The organism is Streptomyces sp. SID8374 (genome assembly GCF_009865135.1).
Classification (GTDB): Bacteria; Actinomycetota; Actinomycetes; order Streptomycetales; family Streptomycetaceae; genus Streptomyces.
The window spans coordinates 4,869,723-4,890,065 of record NZ_WWGH01000001.1 but is presented as its reverse complement, the minus strand read 5'-3'; the positions used below and the strand labels follow the sequence as shown (position 1 = coordinate 4,890,065).

Genomic DNA, 20,343 nt, shown 5'->3' with positions numbered 1-20,343 from the left:
GTCAGCCTCCCAGGAGGGCGCGCAGCGCCTCGGCCACGGCGACACCGGACGCCAGGGTTCCGGTGACGGCCCCGGCGGCGGTCAGCGCCTGCTGGAGACGGGCCAGGCGGCCCGGCCCGGCCGCCCCCGACGTCTCGATCTCGTCCACCACGGAGACCAGTTCGGCGTCCAGCACCTCCGTGTCGTCGGAGGTGACGAACCGGGCGAGATCGGCGCGGAGCTCCTGCACCGCCCGCAGCAGTTCGGCCTGGGCCTCGTCGGCGGGGCCGGCGTGCTGGTGCTGGGTGACGGTGTTGTGGTCGCCGACGGCGAAGGCGCTGCCGGTCACCGAACCGATGTGCACGGTGGGCTGGGGCTGCGGCTGTCGGGAATGCTGCGGCTGCGGCTCGTCGGGGGTCGGTCCGGAGGAGGGGGCGGGGGTCGGGGCGGGGCTCATTTCTCTCCTGCTTTCCGCTGGGGGCCGGGGGTCGCGGCGGGGCCCTTCCCGGCGCCGGGGCTCCTGTCCGTGCCGGGGGCCTTCGTGGCGCCGGGGGCCTTCCCGCTGCCGGGGCCCTTCTTCGCGCCGGGGGCGGCCGGGGCGGACGGGGCGGTGCGCCTGATGTCGTTGTGGTCGCCGATGCCGATCGCGCTGTCCTTCGCGGACCCGATGAACACCCCGCCCGCACCGATGTTGATGATCTTCTGCTCGAACTCGTCGGTCTCCCAGCCCGCTTCCCGCAGCGCGAGCCGGACCCCGCCGGTCACCCGGTCCTCGATGCTCTTCAAGTACCGGTTGATGTCCATGTCCTGGAAGAGCGAGGCCTCCTCGTCGGCGCCCAGCTCCCGGACGGAGAACGCCGGGCCCTCGGCCAGCGCACCGCTGTTCCCGGCCGTGAGGAGCTTCCAGCCGCTCGCCACGCCCCGGCCCAGGGTGACGACCGAGCGCGCCAGCGAGGCCGGGGTGCGGGTCAGCGCCCAGACCGCCTTGCCGAACCAGTTGTTGTTGCGGTGCCGGTGGGCGGCCCGGTCGGCGTCGCGGAAGAGCGGGTGCACGGGCATCAGGACGTGCGGGGCGACCTCCAGCATCAGCATCCCGCCCTGGGTGTGGACCCGGACGAAGACGGTGACGACGACCTCCTCGCCCCAGCCGCCGACCCGGATGCGCAGGAAGTGCCGCCGCCCCTCGCCGCCCTCCTCGACGGCGCGGCCGCGGTGCTCCTCGAACCCTCCGGGGCCGTACGGGGCGCTCTCGCGCCGGGGCAGGCCGGCCGCCGGCAGGAAGACGCACTCGTCGATCACCATCTCGCGCAGCCGGTCCCGGACGGCGGCCGCGCCCTCGGGCGAACCGTGCGGGGACGGCACCCGCAGGGCCTCCAGCAGCGGCACGATCCGGCGCAGGATCTGGGCGTTGTCGAGGGGCTCGGTGGGGCCCTCCTCGCGCGGGCGGAGTTCGACGGCGAGGTTCCACGTGCCGTAGGGCGTGCCCATCCCGCAGAACGGGTTCCGCTCGTCGTACAGGATGACGGGGGCGTGCTGCTCCAGCCGGATCCGCTGCTGGAGCCGCCGGAAGCGGTCGCCCGCCGCGTGCTCGGCCTGGTCGGCCGCGAGGTCGGGGAAGTGCTTCCGGGACAGCTCCTGCGTCATCACCCGGGCGAACTGGCCGCGCTGGAGGCCGACCAGGCCCGCGATGACGGCGAGGAAGAAGAGGGCCGCCCAGGCGGCCCCGGTGCCGGACCCGCCCGAGAAACCGCCGGTGAGCAGGGCGAAGCCCAGGTCCGAGGCGTCCGGCAGGGCGTCGGAGAAGCTGTCGGAGCCGGAGGACCCGGGGCCGTACGCGCCGGAGAACCCGTCCGGGTCGGAGTCGCCGCCGAACCCGCCGAAGGCCGAGATCAGCACCCAGAACCCGACGAGGAACAGGAAGAGCCGCCCGTACCAGCGCATGAGGAACGCCGCGGCCCGCCGGTAGACCGGAGGGTTGGGTGCGGAGCCCCGGATCCAGGGCGCGAGGGCCAGCAGGACGCACGGGACGAACAGTGCGCCGATGACGCCCCCGGTGAGGACGGCGCCGAGCAGCCAGGCCGCCAGGATGCCTCCGGCCCAGCCGAGTTCGGTGCGGCGGGCGCGCAGGGCGTGGGCGAGGACGCGGGCGGCGTCGAAGCCCGTCGACGGGGCGACGAAGCACTGCTCCTGGACGTACAGCTGGTCGATGACCGCGTCCCGGTAGCCGTCGTGCAGATGGACCCCGGCGCACAGCAGCCTGCTGGCCTCGCTCGTGGCGGGGTGCACGGGGGGCTTCCCGAGCAGATCGTCCTGCCCCTGCGACGGCCGCGGCACGGCACTCCCGGTCACCGGCTCCTCTTTCCCCTGCTGCCTCGCGCTGGCCACGGCCCTGCGGGGACCGAAGATCGAAAGGGGCCAATGTAAGCGAGGCGGGGACCGCCCCGGGAGTCGATTGTCGGCCAACTCGGACAGGGCTGGAGGCCTGGCGGGGAGCGGGCGGGGAACGCCGAAGCGCCCCCTTCGGCGTGGGCCGACGGGGGCGCTTCGTATGCCGCGGGTGCGGGTCAGATCAGGCCGAGCTCGCGGACCGCGTCGCGCTCCTCGGTGAGCTCCTTGACCGACGCGTCGATGCGCGCACGGGAGAACTCGTTGATGTCCAGGCCCTGGACGATCTCGTACTTTCCGTCCTTCGTGGTGACCGGGAAGGAGGAGATGATGCCCTCGGGGACGCCGTAGGAGCCGTCCGACGGGATGCCCATCGAGGTCCAGTCGCCCTCGGCGGTGCCGTTGACCCAGGTGTACACGTGGTCGATGGCGGCGTTGGCGGCCGAGGCGGCCGAGGACGCGCCACGGGCCTCGATGATCGCGGCGCCGCGCTTGGCGACGGTCGGGATGAAGGTGTCGGCGAGCCACGCCTCGTCGTTGACGGTCTCGGCGGCGTTCTTGCCGGCGATCTCCGCGTGGAAGATGTCCGGGTACTGGGTGGCCGAGTGGTTGCCCCAGATCGTCAGCTTCTTGATGTCGGAGACGGCGGCACCGGTCTTGGCGGCCAGCTGCGAGATCGCGCGGTTGTGGTCCAGGCGGGTCATCGCGGTGAAGCGCTCGGCCGGTACGTCCGGGGCGGCGGCCTGCGCGATGAGCGCGTTGGTGTTGGCCGGGTTGCCGACGACGAGGACCTTGATGTCGTCCGCGGCGTTGTCGTTGATGGCCTTGCCCTGCGGCTTGAAGATGCCGCCGTTGGCGGCGAGCAGGTCGCCGCGCTCCATGCCCTTGGTACGCGGGCGGGCGCCGACGAGGAGGGCCACGTTCGCACCGGCGAAGCCGACGTTCGGGTCGTCGGTGATCTCGATGCCGCGCAGCAGCGGGAAGGCGCAGTCGTCGAGCTCCATCGCGGTGCCCTCGGCGGCCTTGAGGCCCTGCGGGATCTCCAGGAGGCGCAGGTTGACCGGCACGTCCGGGCCGAGCAGGTGGCCGGAGGCGATGCGGAAGAGCAGCGCGTAGCCGATCTGGCCGGCAGCGCCGGTCACGGTGACATTCACGGGAGTGCGGGTCATGGCGGTCTCCGTTAGACAGCTGGCGGTGGGGGTCCCGGCCCCTGGTGCCGGACCCTGGTGCGGGAGACCCCTTCGCGCCCGACGCGTCGTCCGACGAATCTTGACGTGAAGAGATATCCGGCGGCCAGGCTATCGGACCCGGCGGGGCCGGACCGCCCGGCCCCCTGTGGCACCGCACACAACCCGTCACACAGAGCATGCGGGGCACCGTTGCGTGATGCGCCCGCGGGCCGTGCACCCCTTTCAGGTGGTGCACCCGGAAGGTCATGCACCCCTCAGGCGGTGCGTCCCTCAGGCGGTGCATCCCTTCGTGCCGGCGGTGAGCGTCGCGCAGGCCTTCGCGTCGGCCGCCTTCTTCACCGCGACCATCGGCGTGTACGCCTCCGAGACGGTGACCCGGCCGTTCTGCGCGTCCGCCGCCGCGCCGCCGGTGATCGTCACGGTGTCGCCGGTCCCCGCCTCGGTCAGCCGGGCCCAGGCGGCGGAGCACACCTCGCTGTACCGGACCTCGACGCGGGAGCCGCCGACCTGGGCGGTGGAGACCGTACGGGCGTGGTCGCCGCCGCACCCCATCTCGTCGGGGTTCTGTCCTGCGCAGTCGGCGCCCTGGCACTCGACCCCGGCGGGCAGTTCGGGGGCGGGCGCCTCGGTGGAGGGGTCGGCCGTGGGCGTGGGCGCGGCGGTCGGGGGCGGGGTGGCCTTGGCGGGCTCGTCGCCGCTGGGCGCGAGCATCAGCGCACCGACGACGACGATGACCGCTCCGGCCGCACCGACGGCGAGCATGGCCACCTTGTTGGGGCCGCCGGGCACCCGGCCGGGTGCGCCGCCGCTGCGGTTGGCGTCCGCCTGCCGTCCGGACTGCCGCTGCTGCGGGACCGGAGGGACGGTGCCGCGCTGGGTGGGGACGAAGGGGGCGCGGCCGTCGGTGCGGTGGGGGTCGGTGGTGAACGGGTCGGTGCCGTACGGGTCGGAGGTGAACGGGTCGCTGTCGTACGCGTCGGAGCCGTACGGGTCCCTGCCGTGGCCGCCCGGGCGGCCGGTGTGCGGGTGGTCGGTGTACGGGGAGTCGGCGTCCGGGCCGTGCCGGTCGGAGCCGTAACCCTGCGGCCCGTAACCATCCGGCCCGTAGCCGTCCGGTCCACGGCGGTCGGTTCCGTGACCGTCCTCCGCTCCGTGGCCGTCCGTCCCGGTCGCGGTGGAGCCGCGGCCCGCCGAACCGGCCGCGCTGTGCCGGCCGCCGGCGGACCGGCCGGAGCCGCTCCTGCCGCCGCCCGCCGGGTCCGTGGCGCTGAGCGCCTCGCGGGCCTGGCTGATGCGGATGGCCTCGATCGTCCTGTCGTGGCGCATCTCGGCCCGGCTCCAGGCGCGTTCGGCCAGCTCCCACATGGTCGTGAGGTGGTGCTGCGGGGTGCCCGTCACATCGGCGAGGGCCACGACGGCACGGCGCGGGGGGAGGAGGCGGCCGTTGAGGTACCGCTCCCAGGACGTCTTGCTGAATCCCGTACGGTCGGCCACCGCGTTGATGTTCAGCCCGCTGCGGTCCACGAGCCTGCGCAGCTGGCTGGCGAACTCCCTGATCTGCGGGTCGAGTTCTTCCGGCAGCGCCTTCCAACGAGGCATCGCGATTCCCCTTGTCGTCCCCTGCACCCCCCGGTGCGTCCCCGGACGTGCTTCCTGTGGCCCCGCTGCGGCCGGTCCTGCCGGCCTGGTGTGTCCCCCGGGCCGGCCCGCTGTCCGTCCTGCCGGCCGTCCGACCTGTCCGTCCTGTCCGCCCGTCGCGCCGTGACAGTCTGCCATCGTTGCGCGGCGATCACACCGTGCCGGAATGGTCACTTCCGTGCCACAGGCCCCAGGTGAACCTTGTAGCGGCCTTCCCCGTCCCTGACGCTGGAACCGGGACGGGGCAAGGCCGCTCACTCCGCCGTAAGCCGGGGGCTGTCGTCCCCGGAAGCCCCGCACCGTGCTGTCCGTCCCTCCTCGGGGGTGGGGACGGGCACCCCGGGCGGGCACCTCCTGACGGGTGCCCGCCCGGGCCCGCACCCGTCGGCGGCGAGGCGGCCGGTGCGCCTACCGGATCGTGAAGCGGACCGCGTCCTCCAGGATCGGCACGTCCAGCCACGGCCTCGGCTGCGCGACCAGCGCGAGCAGCACGATCAGGGTGCCCATCAGCCCGTACGTCACCAGGTCGGTGAAGCGGGACCGCACCGCGAGCATGCCGACCGACGGCACCACCCAGCGCAGCACGGCACCGGCGATCAGGGCCGCGCCGATCAGGATGGTGCCGATCCGGAACGCCTCGGCGAACGGGTCCAGAGCCACGATCAGCAGGCCGACGCCCGCCGTGCAGAGCACGGTGAGCAGCGGCCACTGCCGGGCCGGGGCGGGCGCGTCCCCCGAGGCGGCCCGGCCGCCGCCCTCGGGCCGGGCGGTGTCCCGTGTGAAGAGCGGAAACCGCCGGGACCTGCGGCCGGCCGGGGCGGGCTCGCCGCCCGCCTCGGCGGCGGTGGAGCCGCTGCCCTGTTCGGCACGCTCGGGCTCGGTGAGGTTGTCGCCCGCACCCGCAGGTGCCGTGGAACCGCCGCCCGTTTCGGCCCGCTCGGGCGCGGTGGAGCTGTCGCCCGCACCGGTACCCGCAGCGGCCGTGGAGCCCCCGCCCGTTTCCGTACGCTCGGGCCCGGTGGAGCCACGGCCCGCCTCCGCACGCTCGGGCGCCGTGGAGTTGTCGCCCGCCCCCGCGCTCCCGGGCTCCGTGGAGCCGCTCTCCGTGGCCGGATCCGGCCCGTCGGGCGCCCGGCCCGCGGGGGCCGGGTCGGCCGGACTCGTACCAGCACCCATGGGGTTCCCTCCGGATCCGGCCGTCAGCTCGCGGCAGCCGCGTCGGCGGCCTCGGCCGCGGTCCGCTCGGCCGCCTCGACCACGTTGACCAGGAGCTGGGCGCGGGTCATCGGGCCGACACCGCCGGGGTTCGGGGCGACCCAGGCCGCCACCTCGCGGACCCCCGGGTGCACATCGCCGACGATCTTGCCGTTCTCGTCCCGGCTGACGCCGACGTCGAGTACGGCCGCGCCCGGCTTGACGTCCTCGGGCTTGATCAGGTGCTGGACCCCGGCGGCGGCGACGATGATGTCGGCCTGCCGCAGGTGCGAGGAGAGGTCCCGGGTGCCGGTGTGGCACTGGGTCACCGTGGCGTTCTCCGACTTACGGGTCAGCAGCAGCGGGATCGACCGGCCGATGGTGACACCGCGTCCGACGACGACCACATGCGCCCCGTCGATCTCCACGCCGTGCGCGCGCAGCAGCTGGACGACGCCCTGCGGGGTGCAGGGCAGCGGGCCCGTCTCGTTGAGGACGAGGCGGCCGAGGCTCATCGGGTGCAGCCCGTCGGCGTCCTTCTCCGGGTCCATCAGCTCCAGGACCCGGTTGGTGTCGATGCCCTTGGGCAGCGGCAGCTGGACGATGTAACCCGTGCACTCCGGGTTGGCGTTGAGCTCCCGTACGACGTCCTCGATCTCCTCCTGGGTGGCGGTGTCGGGGAGTTCGCGCTGGATGGAGCCGATGCCGACCTCGGCACAGTCGCGGTGCTTGCCGTTCACGTACCAGCGGCTGCCCGGGTCGTCCCCGACGAGCAGGGTTCCGAGGCCGGGAGTGATCCCCTGCGCCTTGAGGGCCGCCACACGGACGGTCAGATCGGATTTGATCGCGGCAGCGGTGGCCTTGCCATCGAGAATCTGGGCAGTCATGGCCCCATCCTCGCGGATGACCCCGCCCGCATACCAATTGCCTGCGCCCCGCCCGTGGCCGAGATTGCACTTGCACAACGTCCGCCGCCCCGGACTGGACAAACGCGGGTCGCCCTTATAACGATGAAGGCCGCGGTTGTACGGGGGGTGGGCCGCCGACGTCGTCCTTCCTCCGTGTGGCCATCCGTCCCCACACGTCTGTTGAAGGAACACCCCTTATGAGCTTCGGCGACCCCAACAACCCGTACGGGCAGCAGCCCGGCCAGCCTCCCCAGGGACCGCCGCAGGGCCAGCCGGGCTACGGCTACCCGCAGCAGGCTCCGCAGGGCGTTCCGCAGCAGGGCTACGGCTACCCGCAGCAGCAGCCGGGGTACCCCCAGCAGCCCGGCCAGCCCTACGGCAGCGGCTACCCGCAGGGGCAGCCCGGCTACGGCGGCATGCCGGAGCTGGCGCACTGGGGTCTGCGGGCGGGCGGGCTGATCATCGACGGCCTCATCATCGGCGCGCCGTACCTCGTCTTCGTCGGCATCGGCGGCGCCATCGGTGACGCGGCGGGCGGCTTCATCGCCCTGATCGGCTTCCTCCTGATGATCGGCCTCTCCCTCTGGCAGCTGTACCAGGAGGGCACCACCGGCCAGACGATCGGCAAGAAGGCCGTGGGCATCCGGCTGCTGCGCGAGGCCGACGGCCGCCCGCTGGGCTTCGGCATGGCCTTCGTGCGCCGCCTGGCCCACTTCCTGGACAGCCTCGCCTGCTACATCGGCTGGCTGTGGCCGCTGTGGGACGAGAAGAAGCAGACGTTCGCGGACAAGGTCTGCTCGTCGGTGGTCATCCGCTCCAAGTGACCCCCGCCGCACGGCGCTCAGCGCGCGATAGCGCGGTTTCGAAGGCCGCACCCGTCCACCGGGTGCGGCCTTCGCGCGTACGGGCCCACGTCCGCGCTCCGTCCCGCGCGGGCCCGCTTCGTCCCGCGCGGCCCGTTCCGCCCGATCAACCCACGGAGGCCGGGCTCAGTCCCCCCGTACGCCCGGGATCTCCGCCGGCTCCGGCGTCGTACGCTCCATCACCACGAAGCTGCCGCCCCGGTGCTTGAGCCGGTAGCGCGCCTCGGGGTGGAGCTGCTGGGCGTACGCCACCGGGTCCTCGATCGGCTGTGACCAGCCGAAGTCCAGGTTGATGGCGACGATGTCGGGCGCGGTGCCGGGGGCGCCCCCGATCCAGTACACGGTCCGGTCGGAGGTGAGGTGCGCCATCAGCGTGATGTCGGTCTCGACCCGCGCCCCGGCCGGGATGGCCTTCAGCGCCTCCCGGGCCGCCTCCGTACGGGCGTCGGTGCGGTACGACTCAGGGCGCAGCAGGTCGCGCAGCGGCAGGTGCTGGGTCATCGCGACCGCGATCGCCGTCGCGACCGGGACGGCGACCTTCGCGTACGAGGCGAGCCAGGGCCGGTGCGAGCCGCGGCTGCGGCGGACGCCGTCGGCCATCGCCAGGAAGAGCACCGGCATCAGGATGGCGCTGTAGTGCCAGACCATGCCCCAGTGGTTGCTGTCCTGGGAGAGCAGCCGCCAGCCGAGCGTGGGGACGATCAGCAGCGTCAGCGGTGACCGCAGCGCCATGAAGCCGGTGATGCCGATGAGGAAGACCAGCATCTCGATCTTGGTGGCGGAGTTCAGGACGCCGAGGAGCGAGTCCAGCATCGAGACGTCCTGCTCGCCGTTCTTGTCGATCTTCTGCCAGTAGTCGTACGTCCCCGCGCTGGAGGCCGCCGGGATGAGGACCATCAGGGTCACCACGAAGGCGGCCACCCCGTACGCGGCGAGCAGCGCGCCCTGGAGGCGGCGCCCGTACACGAAGAGCAGGAAGCCGACGACGGCGACGGTCGCGCCCAGGTCCTCCTTGACCAGGACCAGCGGCAGCGACCAGAGCAGAGCGGCCGTCCACCGCTTCAGGAGCAGCGCGCGGCAGACGAGCGCGAGGAGCGGGACGGCGAAGGCGATCTCGTGGAAGTCGGACTTCACCGCCTCCTGGATGCCCCAGGAGAGGCCGTACGCGACGGTGACGCAGAGCCCGGACCGGCCGCCGAGGAGCTGCTGCGTGGTGCGGCCGACGATGACCGCGCCCAGGGCGAAGAAGGCGGCCTGCGCGAAGAGCAGGGATGCGGCGGAGGGCCAGAGCCAGTACAGGGGGGCCAGCAGCGCGACGATCGGGGAGAAGTGGTCGCCCAGGATCAGATAGCCGGGGCCCTTGATGTCGACGATCGGCGCCCGGAGGCCGGCGTACGCCCGTACCTCCTGCTCGAAGATCCCGAGGTCCCAGGAGGGCGAGCCGAACCGGCTGTACTGGAGGTAGGAGTAGAGGAAATAGAGCCCGCACAGGATCGCGCCGACGATCAGGTACGGCCGCAGGGGTACGCGTTCGGCGGCGGCTTCCGGGCTCGGGGAGTCTCCGGCCGGGAGGGCGTCGGGACCTGCTCCCTGGGCGGGCAGCCGCCCCGCCTCCGGCCGGTCCGTTCCACTCTTGTTCAGCTCAAGCACGGTGACTGCCCCCGCTAGGGATTCCTGCTGTTCTTCGGATACGGCCGCTCATCGGATACGGCCGTTCATTAGAACAGAGCGGTGAAACGATTCCGTACGTCGGACACGGCGGAGGCCGCACCCCGGAACGCCGGGGTGCGGCCTCACATCGTGATCGGCGGAACAAGTGCTGCGCCGTGATCAGCGGAACAACTGGCGCGTCGTGATCAGTGGAAGAAGTGGCGCGTCGTGATCAGTGGAAGAAGTGGCGCGTCCCGGTGAAGTACATCGTGACGCCCGCCTTCTTCGCGGCCTCGACCACCAGCTCGTCGCGGACCGAGCCGCCGGGCTGGGCGACCGCCTTGATGCCCGCGGCGGTGAGGATCTCCAGCCCGTCCGGGAACGGGAAGAACGCGTCGGAGGCCGCGTACGCGCCGGCCGCCCGCTCCTCGCCCGCCCGCTCCACGGCGAGCTTGGCGGAGTCGACGCGGTTGACCTGGCCCATGCCGACGCCGACCGAGGCGCCGTCCTTGGCGAGCAGGATCGCGTTGGACTTGACCGCGCGGCACGCCTTCCAGGCGAAGGCCAGCTCCTTCAGCTCGGCCTCGGAGAGCGCGTCGCCGGTGGCGAGGGTCCAGTTGGCCGGGTCGTCGCCCTCGGCCTGGAGGCGGTCGGTGACCTGGAGGAGCGCGCCGCCGTCGATCGGCTTGACCTCGGTGGTGGCGGCCGGGGCCTCGGGGGCGCGCAGCACCCGGATGTTCTTCTTCCGGGCCAGCACCTCGACCGCGCCGTCCTCGTAGGCCGGGGCGACGATGACCTCGGTGAAGATCTCCGCGACCTGCTCGGCCAGCTCCACCGTCACCGGGCGGTTGACGGCGATGACCCCGCCGAACGCCGAGAGCGGGTCGCAGGCGTGGGCCTTGCGGTGCGCCTCGGCGACGTCGTCACCGATCGCGATGCCGCACGGGTTGGCGTGCTTGATGATCGCGACGCACGGCTCGGCGTGGTCGTACGCGGCCCGGCGCGCGGCGTCGGTGTCCGTGTAGTTGTTGTACGACATCTCCTTGCCGTGCAGCTGCTCCGCCTCGGCCAGACCGCCGGTGCCCGAGGTGTAGAGGGCGGCGGGCTGGTGCGGGTTCTCGCCGTAGCGCAGGACGTTCTTACGGGTGAGGGCGTCGCCCAGGAACTCCGGGAGGCCCGAGTCGTCGGCGGGCGCGTAGCCGTCCACGAACCAGGAGGCCACGGCCACGTCGTACGCGGCGGTGTGCTGGAACGCCTCGGCGGCCAGCCGCTTGCGCGCGGTGAGGTCGAAACCGCCCGCCTTCACGGCCGCGAGGACGTCCGCGTACCGCTCGGGGCTGGTGACGACGGCCACCGACGGGTGGTTCTTGGCGGCGGCGCGGACCATCGAGGGGCCGCCGATGTCGATCTGCTCCACGCACTCGTCGTCGGAGGCGCCGGATGCGACGGTCTCCTTGAACGGGTAGAGGTTGACGACCACCAGGTCGAAGGGGTCCACGCCCAGCTCGGCCAGCTGCTCGCGGTGGGCGTCGAGGCGGAGGTCGGCGAGGATCCCGGCGTGGACGCGGGGGTGCAGCGTCTTGACCCGGCCGTCCAGGCACTCGGGGAAGCCGGTCAGCTCCTCGACCTTGGTGACCGGGACACCGGCGGCGGCGATCTTCCCGGCGGTGGAGCCGGTGGAGACGAGTTCGACGCCCGCCTCGTGCAGACCGCGGGCGAGGTCTTCGAGCCCCGTCTTGTCGTAGACACTGACCAGGGCGCGGCGGATGGGCTTATTCACCGACATGACCGAGATGAACCTTTCGTCCCTCAATGCGATGGCCGTCACGGGCGATCCGCCCCACGGCCTCGACGAGCAGCGAGCGCTCGACTTCCTTGATGCGTTCGTGAAGGGCGGCTTCGCCCTCCGGGGTGTCCTCCTCGGTCACCTCGACCACGCCCTGCGCGATGATCGGACCGGTGTCGACACCGTCGTCGACGAAGTGGACGGTGCAGCCCGTGACCTTGACGCCGTACGCGAGTGCGTCACGCACTCCGTGGGCGCCGGGGAAGCTGGGCAGCAGGGCGGGGTGGGTGTTGACGAACCGGCCACCGAAGGCGGCGAGGAACGCGGGGCCCACGATCTTCATGAAACCGGCGGAGACGACCAGGTCGGGGCGGTGCTCGGCGACGGCCGCGGTGAGCGCCCCGTCCCACTCCGTACGCGTCGCGTGGTCCTTGAGCTTGCACACGAACGTGGGGATTCCGGCCCGCTCGGCACGCTCCAGACCACCGGTCCCGTCACGGTCCGCACCGACCGCGACGATCCGCGCCCCGTACGCCGCCGGGTCGTCGCCGATGGCGTCGAGGAGGGCCTGGAGGTTCGTACCCGACCCGGAGACCAGCACGACCAGCCGGGCGGGAGGGGCGGAGGGAGGCGGGGAGGCCACGTCGGGGCCCTTTCTCACGTGATGACCGCGCGGTGACGCAGGTGCGGCGAACTCTTGCGGCGAACTCTTTGTAGGGTCGTACGAAAGAATCGCTTCGCCCGATACGGGGAACCCTACGAACGGGCCGACCGTCAGCAACGATACCGGCACACCCGGCGGCCCCCACGGGACGGGGGCCGGGCCGGGAGGTAGCGTCAGGGGACAGCGAGCCGTCCACCGGGCGGACGAACCGCCCTCCGGGCGGACATGACGAGATGGGGAAGACGTTCACCACATGCCGGACCGACGCCGTCGCACCGCCTTCCGCCTGCCGTCGCCCGCACGGGCCGCACTGCTGATGCGGGAACGCCAGTCCTCCTCGCCGGACTCCGCCCCGGGGACGCCGGACTCCTCCGGAGGGTCGCCGTCCGCCTCCGGTTCGCCCGCTTCCGGGTCACCCTCCGGTTCCACCGATTCCGCTGCGCCGGACGCGCCCGCGAAGCCCGCCGACGACAATCCGTTCGCCCCGCCGCCGGCCGACCGGCCCGACCAGCCGTGGCAGCCGCGCCACCCCTCGGGGTCGGAGGACGGCGACGAAGGCTCCGGCGGCCGTCCGTCCTGGGGCAGCCAGTGGAGCAACAAGCAGCCCGGCCGGGGTGGCGGCGGCTTCGGCGGCCGTTCCGGTTCGAACGGCCCGGGCGGCAAGGGCGGGCCCGACGGCGGCCCCGGCGGAATGCGCTGGGACCCGACCGACCCCGTGCAGCGGCGCGCCCGCTACGCCCTGCTCGGCGGCATCTGGGCCATCTTCTTCGCCCTCTTCGACTTCCCGGAGATCGCCCTGCTGCTGGGCGCGCTCTCGGTGTACTGGTCCATCAGCTCGCTGCGCGCCCAGCCCAAGAGCCCGTCGACGAGCGACCGTACGGCGGTCGGCGCCGCCCCGGGCGCCGGGGCTCCGGCCACGGGTGACGGGGGCGCCTCGCCGTCGGCCGCCCCGGCCCAGACCGGCGACCGCCGCCCGCAGACCACGGCGGCCATCAGCGGCCTGGTGACCGCGCTGCTGGCGCTGATCATCGTGATCACGACGTACACCGTGCAGCTCGTCTACCGCGACTACTACACCTGCGTGAACGACGCCCTGACCAAGACGGGCGCGGTGGCCTGCAACGACCAGCTGCCGAAGCCGCTGGAACCGCTCTTCGGCGTCAAGGACTAGTCCCTCCTACGCGGACGGCCGGGGCGTCAGGAAGAAGCGGGGCCCCGGCCGTCGGCGTCGGAGGGCTTGGCGTCCGCCGGCTTCGCGGGCGGCTCCTCGGAGCGCAGGGCGGCCGGTAGGCGGGCGGGGAAGTCGGCCATCAGTCCGCCGGAGCTCTGCTTGAGGGAGGCCCACCGGGCCTCCCTCGCCTCTTTCCCGTGCCAGGGATCGCCCGGCAGCTCATGCCAGGGGTCGGTCGGCAGGAAGTCGTACGGCTCGAAGCCCGCGTCGTCGTCCGCAGCCTCCTCGTCCTCCGCCCACTCCTCCCTGTCCTTCCTCCCCTTCCTCGCCTTGTCCTTCGGCGCGAGGCCCGGCTCGCGGGTGGCGGCCGCGCTCTTCGGGTTGACGGGTGCCGCCGCCTTCTCCCCGGACTCCTCCTGTGCGTCCCCGGCCGCTTCCGGTACGTCCCTGCGCCAGGCCCAGCCCGGTTCGCGCAGCCGCCACCACCGCAGGAGCAGGGCCGCCGGTACGCCGATGGCCGCCGTCCACACCAGCGCCGCCGGTCCCGTCAGCCACCACACGGGCCCGAACGCGCTGAGCGCCCTCGTCCCCAGCGGGCCGCCCGCCACCGCCGCGAGCAGCGCCGTACCGGCTCCGCACCCCAGCGCGGCGAGCCCGGTCACCAGCACCGTCTCGCGCGGGCTCCAGGCCCTCGCGCGGGGGGCGTCGGCGGGGGCCGCCCTGCGTACGGTGCACCAGGCGAGCGCCAGGGCGGCCACGGCCGGTACGGCGAAGGCCGCCCAGTTCAGCGGGGTGGCCGGGCCGGGCTCCGGGACCGCCGCCAGCAGCGGGAAGTGGGGCGCGGCGGGGGTCCCGGTCAGGCCCAGCGGGGTGGCCGTGGCTCCCGTACCGAGCGCGAAACCGGGGCCGAGCCCGTACGCGGCGCCCCACAGCGCGGCGTTCGGCACCAGCGACACGGCGAGCAGCAGCACCGCCACCCGCCCCGACCAGTCCCCGGCGAGCGCCAGGAAGGATTCCTGCGCCGCCGCCATGTCCCGCCCCAGGGCCACCGCCACCAGCAGCGCACCCCCGCCGATCAGCACCGCCAGGCCCACCGCCGCGGCCCGGCACGCGGCCTCGGCCCGGTTGCGGAAGAGGGTCCGGGCCACGGCCTCTTGGAGCACCAGGGGCGACCAGGACGGCAGCGGCCCGAACGGGCGCCCTGCCGCCGTCCACACCCCGGCCGCCGCCGCACCGGCCACCACCAGCGCCACCGGAAACGCCAGCGACTCCGGCACCACGCGCAGCGCCCCGCCCCGCGCATAGGCCGCCGCCCCCGCCGCGACCAGCAGGTATCCCGCGGTCACCGCACAGAACGCACCGGTCTGCGAGGGCCTGGCCCGCCCCTCCTCCGGCTCCGCCGCATCGCGCGCCGCCCGGTGCGCCAGCCAGAGGGGGCCCACCACGAGGAGCAGCGGGACCACGCCGACCGGGGCGGGGACGCCGCTGAGGGTGTCGGGGCGGACGAGTTCGGCGCCGTGCGCCAGCAGCCAGACCGCGGCCGCCGCGCGCAGCGCACCGCCGGGTCCGCTGTCCGGGTACGGGGAGCTGATCCAGAACACCATCACCAGCACGGCCAGCGAACCGAGACCCAGCCCGGCGGCGGCCACACCCCGCAGAAAGGCGGAGGCCAGGGCGAGGGTCCTGGTCCGTTCGGGCGGCAACATCGGGCTGCGTTCGGTCATTTGGGTCACGGCGCCCATGCTCCCAACGACACGCGCTTATCCCGCGTAACGCGCGAACAGCCGCCGTGTCGCTCAATATACGTTTATGTACTTTTTCTCCCAGTGCAGCGCTGCCGGGGGTCGTCCATGACCCGGAGCACCACCGACGAGGCCGCTGCACCGCCGCTGCCCTCCCCCAAGGAGCGGCGCAGACTGCGCGAGGCGAAGTCGCTGACCGAGCAGCAGGTGGCGGAGGCCATGGGCGTCACGCGCGCCACCGTGCGCTCCTGGGAGACGGGGCGCACGAGCCCGCGTGGCCGCAAGCGCGCGTTGTACGCCAGGCTCATCGCGCCCGAACCCAAGGCGGACCCGAAGCCGAAGCGGCCTCCCACGCCCCCTCCCGTGAGCGGGCCCGAGCCCGCGTCCGTGATCGCACACGAGCCGGCCCCCGCGAGCGCGCCCGGGCCCGCTTCCGTGAGCCCGCCCGAGCCCGCCCCCGCCAGCGCGGCCGGACCCGCTTCCGTGAGCCCGCCCGAGGCCGCTCCCGCAAGTGCGCTTGAGGCCGCGGGCCCGTCCGAGCCCGGGAGCGGTTCGGTGCCGGAGGGTGCTTCGGCGGCCGCGTCCCCACCCCCCGTACCGGCGGCCCCTCCCCCGCCCCCCGAGCCCGCGCCCCGCACGCCCCCGCTCTCCCCCGACGAGGCGTTCGACGCGCTGTATGCCCACGCCGCCCCCGGACTCGTACGGCAGACCTACCTCCTGACCGGCCGTCGCAGTCTGGCGCGGGAGTCCGTGGAGCGGGCCTTCCAGCTGGCCTGGCACCGGTGGCCCGAGGTGGCCGTGGACCGGGACCCGGTGGGATGGGTGCGCGCGGCGGCGTACGAGTACGCGATGTCGCCCTGGCACCGGCTGCGCCGCGTCCACCGGCAGCCCGACGCCCCGCCCTCCGAACCGGCCCGGCGGGCCCTGTTCGAGGCTCTCCTCGATCTGCCCCCGGCCTACCGGCGCACCCTGCTCCTCTACGACGGGGTCGGCCTGGACCTGCCGGAGACGGCGGCCGAGACGGAGGCGTCCACTCCGGCGGCGGCGGGGCGGCTGGAGGTGGCCCGGGCCGCCGTCGCCGAGCGGGTGCCCGAACTGGCGGCGGCCGCCTCGCCCGCCGAACAGTCCGAGCTGCTCCACGACCGGCTCGGCGGGCTCGCCCGCGCCGAACACGTCCCGGCCCCGCCGCCCGCCCGCACCGTGCGCACCGGCAGCGAGGACAAGGCGCGGCTCTGGACCAGGGCCGCCATCGCCTTCGCCGCCCTGCTCATCGGCGCGACCGCGCTCACCCTGCACACGGCGCCCACGCACTACGAGCCGCCGATCTCACCCCCCGAACAGGTCGGGGGCGTACCGCCGCGCGGTGGTCCGCAGAAGCTGACCGCCCAGGACCTGAAGCTCCAGAAGTCGCTGAACGAGCAGCTGGCGCACGGCCCGGAACGGCTGGTGCCCCGTATCCCCTGAGCGGTGGACGACGAACGGCGCGGGCCCGCACCCCTGGTCGAAAGGGGTGCGGGCCCGCGCCGTTCACGCGTGGAGCGGCTGCCTGAATCAGGCGCCGAGGATCTCGCGCGCCAGCTTGGCGGTCTCGGTCGGCGTCTTGCCGACCTTCACGCCGGCGGCCTCGAGGGCCTCCTTCTTCGCCTGGGCGGTGCCGGAGGAGCCGGAGACGATGGCGCCCGCGTGGCCCATGGTCTTGCCCTCGGGGGCGGTGAAGCCCGCGACGTAACCGACGACCGGCTTCGTGACGTTCTTCGCGATGAAGTCGGCGGCACGCTCCTCGGCGTCGCCGCCGATCTCGCCGATCATCACGATGAGGTCGGTCTCGGGGTCGGCCTCGAACGCCGCGAGGGCGTCGATGTGCGTCGTACCGATGATCGGGTCGCCACCGATGCCGACGGCGGAGGAGAAGCCGATGTCACGGAGCTCGTACATCATCTGGTAGGTCAGCGTGCCGGACTTGGACACGAGACCGATGCGGCCGGGCTTGGTGATGTCGCCCGGGATGATGCCGGCGTTGGACTGGCCGGGGGTGATGAGACCCGGGCAGTTCGGACCGATGATCCGGGTCTTGTTGCCCTTCTCGTTCGCGTACGCCCAGAAGGCGGCGGAGTCGTGAACGGCGATGCCCTCGGTGATGACGACCGCGAGCGGGATCTCGGCGTCGATCGCCTCGACGACGGCGGCCTTGGAGAAGGCCGGCGGGACGAAGAGGACGGAGACGTTGGCGCCCGTCTTCTCCATCGCCTCGGCGACGGAGCCGAAGACCGGGACCTCGGTGCCGTCGAAGTCGACGGAGGTGCCGGCCTTGCGCGGGTTCACGCCGCCGACGATGTTGGTGCCGTCGGCCAGCATGAGCTTGGTGTGCTTCATGCCCGTGGCGCCGGTCATCCCCTGGACGATGACCTTGCTGTCCTTGGTGAGGAAGATAGCCATGGTGTGGAGTCCCTCGTCCTTACTTCGCAGCCGCGGCGAGCTCGGCGGCCTTGTCGGCCGCGCCGTCCATGGTGTCCACGCGCTGCACGAGCGGGTGGTTGGCGTCGGAGAGGATCTTGCGACCGAGCTCCGCGTTGTTGCCGTCGAGACGCACGACCAGCGGCTTCTCGACCTTCTCGCCCTTGGACTCGAGCAGCGCGAGCGCCTGCACGATGCCGTTGGCGACCTCGTCGCAGGCGGTGATGCCACCGAAGACGTTGACGAAGACGGACTTGACGTCCGGGTCGCCGAGGATGATCTCCAGGCCGTTCGCCATGACCTCTGCGGAGGCGCCGCCACCGATGTCGAGGAAGTTGGCGGGCTTCACGCTGCCGTGGTTCTCACCGGCGTACGCGACGACGTCCAGGGTCGACATGACCAGACCGGCACCGTTACCGATGATGCCGACCTCGCCGTCCAGCTTGACGTAGTTGAGGTTCTTGGCCTTGGCGGCAGCCTCGAGCGGGTTGGCTGCGTCCTTGTCCTCGAGGGCCTCGTGGCCCGGCTGGCGGAAGTCGGCGTTCTCGTCCAGCGAGACCTTGCCGTCCAGCGCCAGGATCCGGCCGTCCTTGGTCTTGACCAGCGGGTTCACCTCGACGAGGAGCGCGTCCTCGGCGACGAAGGTGTCCCACAGCGTCACCAGGACCTCGGCGACCTTCTCGGCCACCTCGGCCGGGAACTTCGCCTGGGCCACGATCTCGCGGGCCTTGACGATGTCCACACCGGAGTTGGAGTCGACCGGGACCTTCGCGAGGGCCTCGGGGGTCTTCTCCGCGACCTCCTCGATGTCCATGCCGCCCTGCACCGAGGCCATGGCCAGGAAGGTGCGGTTGGTGCGGTCCAGGAGGTACGAGACGTAGTACTCCGCCTCGATCTCCGGCGACAGCTCGGCGATCATCACCTTGTGGACCGTGTGGCCCTTGATGTCCATGCCGAGGATGTCGGTCGCCCGGGCGACCGCCTCGTCGGCGTCGGCGGCCAGCTTGACGCCACCGGCCTTGCCGCGGCCGCCGACCTTCACCTGCGCCTTGACGACAGACTTGCCGCCCAGCTTCTCGGTCGCCTCGCGGGCTGCCTCAGGCGTGTCGATGACTTCACCGGCCAGCACCGGTACACCGTGCTTGGCGAAGAGGTCCCTCGCCTGGTACTCGAACAGGTCCACGCGCGTCCGTCCCTTTTAAGTGGTATCGCGGTTCGTTCTTCTGCGTGGGCGTGCCGCGAAGGGCAACGTGACTGCTCTGTCACTAGGGAGGCGCACACGGTGTCCGAGTACGCGGCATGTCCATCCGGCAGGTTATCCCCGCACTCCGTGTGACCCTAAATCGCAGATCACACCTGAGCGGTGATAACGGTCACAGAGGGTGCCGGGCGGGCGTGTCCCGTGGGGTGTCCGTGGGGGTCTCGTGGTGCGTCTACTGCGGTGTCCGCGGGTGTCTCGTGGTGCGCCTACGGCTGGGTCTCCTTGTCCGGTATGGGCAGGGGCCGCTTCTCGATCGCGGCGGCCATGATGTCCGGGAAGAGGTCCGGCGTACAGGCGAACGCGGGGGCGCCCAGCGCGCCGAGTGCTGCCGCGTGCTCGTGGTCGTAGGCGGGGGCGCCCTCGTCGGAGAGGGCGAGCAGGGTCACGAACTGCACGCCGGACGCCTTCATCGCCGCGACCCGCTTGAGCATCTCGTCCCGGATGCCGCCCTCGTAGAGGTCGCTGATGAGGACGACGACGGTGTCGGCGGGGCGGGTGATCTTCGACTGGCAGTAGGCGAGCGCCCGGTTGATGTCGGTACCGCCGCCGAGCTGGGTGCCGAAGAGGACGTCGACCGGGTCGTCCAGCTGGTCGGTGAGGTCGACGACGGCCGTGTCGAAGACGACGAGGCGGGTGGCGAGGGTGCGCATGGAGGCGAGGACCGCGCCGAAGACCGAGGCGTAGACGACGGACGCGGCCATCGACCCCGACTGGTCGATGCAGAGGATGACGTCCTTCTTCACCGACTGCGAGGCGCGTCCGTAGCCGATGAGGCGCTCGGGGACGACCGTGCCCGTGTCCGGGGCGCCGTCCGTTCCGGGGACGGTCAGGTAGTTCTTCAGGTTGGCCCGGATGGTGCGGTCCCAGTCGATGTCCCGGTGGCGCGGGCGGCTGATGCGCGCGGAGCGGTCCAGGGCGCCGGTGAGGGTGGCCCGGGTGCGGCTCTCCAGCCGCTTCTCCAGGTCGTCGACGACCTTGCGGACGACGGCGCGCGCCGTCTCCTTGGTCGTCTCGGGCATGGCCTTGTTGAGGGAGAGCAGGGTGCCGACGAGATGGACGTCGGCCTCGACGGCCTCCAGCATCTCCGGCTCCAGGAGCAGCGCGGAGAGGCCGAGCCGGTCGATCGCGTCGCGCTGCATGACCTGGACGACGGAGCTGGGGAAGTACGTCCGGATGTCGCCGAGCCAGCGGGCGACGGAGGGGGCCGACGCGCCGAGCCCGGCCGAACGCCCGCCGCCCCGGCCGCCGGGCTTCTTGCCGCCGCCCCCGCCGTAGAGCGCGTTGAGTGCGCCGTCCATGGCGACGTCCTGGCCGGTGAGGGTGCAGCCGGTGCTCTCAGCGCTGTCCGCGCCGAGCACCATGCGCCAGCGCCGCATCCGCTCGCCGTCGGCGGGGCGCGGTGAGGGGGGTGTCGGCTCGGTCTCCGTCTCCACCATGCCTGTGTCCGTGTCCACCGTC

General features: G+C 72.9%; 16 protein-coding genes. 3 read left to right on the top strand and 13 right to left on the bottom strand.

All coding sequences use genetic code 11. From position 1 onward, the window contains the following. Position 1: 1 nt before the first annotated feature. The 6 genes from GTY67_RS21880 to GTY67_RS21855 form a co-directional block, all read right to left on the bottom strand. The gene (locus tag GTY67_RS21880; protein WP_202461518.1) at positions 2-436 is read right to left on the bottom strand and encodes a hypothetical protein; all 435 of its coding nucleotides are present in this window, start codon (positions 434-436) and stop codon (positions 2-4) included. After that, positions 433-2,328, bottom strand: a complete 1,896-nt coding sequence (locus GTY67_RS21875) for a hypothetical protein (protein WP_161279732.1) — start codon at positions 2,326-2,328, stop codon at positions 433-435. Before GTY67_RS21875 ends, GTY67_RS21880 begins: the two co-directional genes overlap by 4 nt. A gap of 215 nt (positions 2,329-2,543) precedes the next feature. Then, on the bottom strand, positions 2,544-3,533 hold the full coding sequence (locus GTY67_RS21870) for a malate dehydrogenase (protein ID WP_093690517.1): 990 nt from the start codon (positions 3,531-3,533) through the stop codon (positions 2,544-2,546). Positions 3,534-3,824: 291 nt separating this feature from the next. Next, the gene (locus tag GTY67_RS21865) at positions 3,825-5,153 is read right to left on the bottom strand and encodes an XRE family transcriptional regulator (RefSeq protein ID WP_161279731.1); all 1,329 of its coding nucleotides are present in this window, start codon (positions 5,151-5,153) and stop codon (positions 3,825-3,827) included. Positions 5,154-5,600: 447 nt separating this feature from the next. Beyond that, positions 5,601-6,368: a DUF3017 domain-containing protein gene (locus GTY67_RS21860; RefSeq protein WP_161279730.1), complete on the bottom strand. Its 768-nt coding sequence runs from the start codon at positions 6,366-6,368 to the stop codon at positions 5,601-5,603. Positions 6,369-6,391: 23 nt separating this feature from the next. Next, positions 6,392-7,273 carry a bifunctional methylenetetrahydrofolate dehydrogenase/methenyltetrahydrofolate cyclohydrolase gene (locus tag GTY67_RS21855; protein ID WP_093690511.1) on the bottom strand — a complete coding sequence of 294 codons (882 nt, stop codon included), beginning with the start codon at positions 7,271-7,273 and terminating at the stop codon, positions 6,392-6,394. 218 nt (positions 7,274-7,491) lie between these two features. On the opposite strand from GTY67_RS21855, the gene GTY67_RS21850 reads away from it, so the two are divergent. Then, complete coding sequence (locus GTY67_RS21850) at positions 7,492-8,118, top strand: RDD family protein (protein WP_093690509.1); 627 nt, start codon at positions 7,492-7,494, stop codon at positions 8,116-8,118. Positions 8,119-8,283: 165 nt separating this feature from the next. Here the strand turns inward: GTY67_RS21850 and GTY67_RS21845 are convergent, their stop codons facing one another. From GTY67_RS21845 to purN, 3 genes are all read right to left on the bottom strand, one after another. Next, complete coding sequence (locus tag GTY67_RS21845; RefSeq protein WP_161279729.1) at positions 8,284-9,807, bottom strand: DUF2079 domain-containing protein; 1,524 nt, start codon at positions 9,805-9,807, stop codon at positions 8,284-8,286. A 232-nt stretch (positions 9,808-10,039) separates the two neighbouring features. After that, a complete protein-coding gene (gene purH / locus GTY67_RS21840) occupies positions 10,040-11,593 on the bottom strand; it encodes a bifunctional phosphoribosylaminoimidazolecarboxamide formyltransferase/IMP cyclohydrolase (protein WP_093690505.1) in 1,554 nt (517 codons plus the stop codon). Continuing rightward, on the bottom strand, positions 11,580-12,236 hold the full coding sequence (purN, locus tag GTY67_RS21835) for a phosphoribosylglycinamide formyltransferase (RefSeq protein WP_093690503.1): 657 nt from the start codon (positions 12,234-12,236) through the stop codon (positions 11,580-11,582). Before purN ends, purH begins: the two co-directional genes overlap by 14 nt. 274 nt (positions 12,237-12,510) lie before the next feature. Here purN and GTY67_RS21830 point away from each other — a divergent pair, with 274 nt between their 5' ends. Continuing rightward, complete coding sequence (locus tag GTY67_RS21830) at positions 12,511-13,428, top strand: hypothetical protein (protein WP_093690501.1); 918 nt, start codon at positions 12,511-12,513, stop codon at positions 13,426-13,428. A gap of 26 nt (positions 13,429-13,454) precedes the next feature. On the opposite strand, the gene GTY67_RS21825 is transcribed toward GTY67_RS21830, so the two are convergent. After that, the gene (locus GTY67_RS21825; protein WP_161280214.1) at positions 13,455-15,152 is read right to left on the bottom strand and encodes a DUF6350 family protein; all 1,698 of its coding nucleotides are present in this window, start codon (positions 15,150-15,152) and stop codon (positions 13,455-13,457) included. 126 nt (positions 15,153-15,278) lie between these two features. Between GTY67_RS21825 and GTY67_RS21820 the strand changes: the two genes are divergently transcribed. Next, entirely contained in the window at positions 15,279-16,634 is a 1,356-nt protein-coding gene (locus GTY67_RS21820) for a helix-turn-helix domain-containing protein (RefSeq protein ID WP_161279728.1), read from the top strand. 87 nt (positions 16,635-16,721) lie between these two features. Here GTY67_RS21820 and sucD read toward each other — a convergent pair whose 3' ends face one another. The 3 genes from sucD to GTY67_RS21805 all read right to left on the bottom strand — a co-directional run bounded on the left by sucD (position 16,722) and on the right by GTY67_RS21805 (position 20,321). Further along, on the bottom strand, positions 16,722-17,606 hold the full coding sequence (gene sucD, locus GTY67_RS21815) for a succinate--CoA ligase subunit alpha (RefSeq protein ID WP_093690497.1): 885 nt from the start codon (positions 17,604-17,606) through the stop codon (positions 16,722-16,724). Between the two features lie 19 nt (positions 17,607-17,625). Beyond that, positions 17,626-18,807 carry an ADP-forming succinate--CoA ligase subunit beta gene (gene sucC, locus GTY67_RS21810; RefSeq protein WP_093690495.1) on the bottom strand — a complete coding sequence of 394 codons (1,182 nt, stop codon included), beginning with the start codon at positions 18,805-18,807 and terminating at the stop codon, positions 17,626-17,628. Between the two features lie 284 nt (positions 18,808-19,091). Continuing rightward, positions 19,092-20,321 carry a VWA domain-containing protein gene (locus GTY67_RS21805; RefSeq protein WP_237502869.1) on the bottom strand — a complete coding sequence of 410 codons (1,230 nt, stop codon included), beginning with the start codon at positions 20,319-20,321 and terminating at the stop codon, positions 19,092-19,094. Positions 20,322-20,343 lie beyond the last annotated feature (22 nt).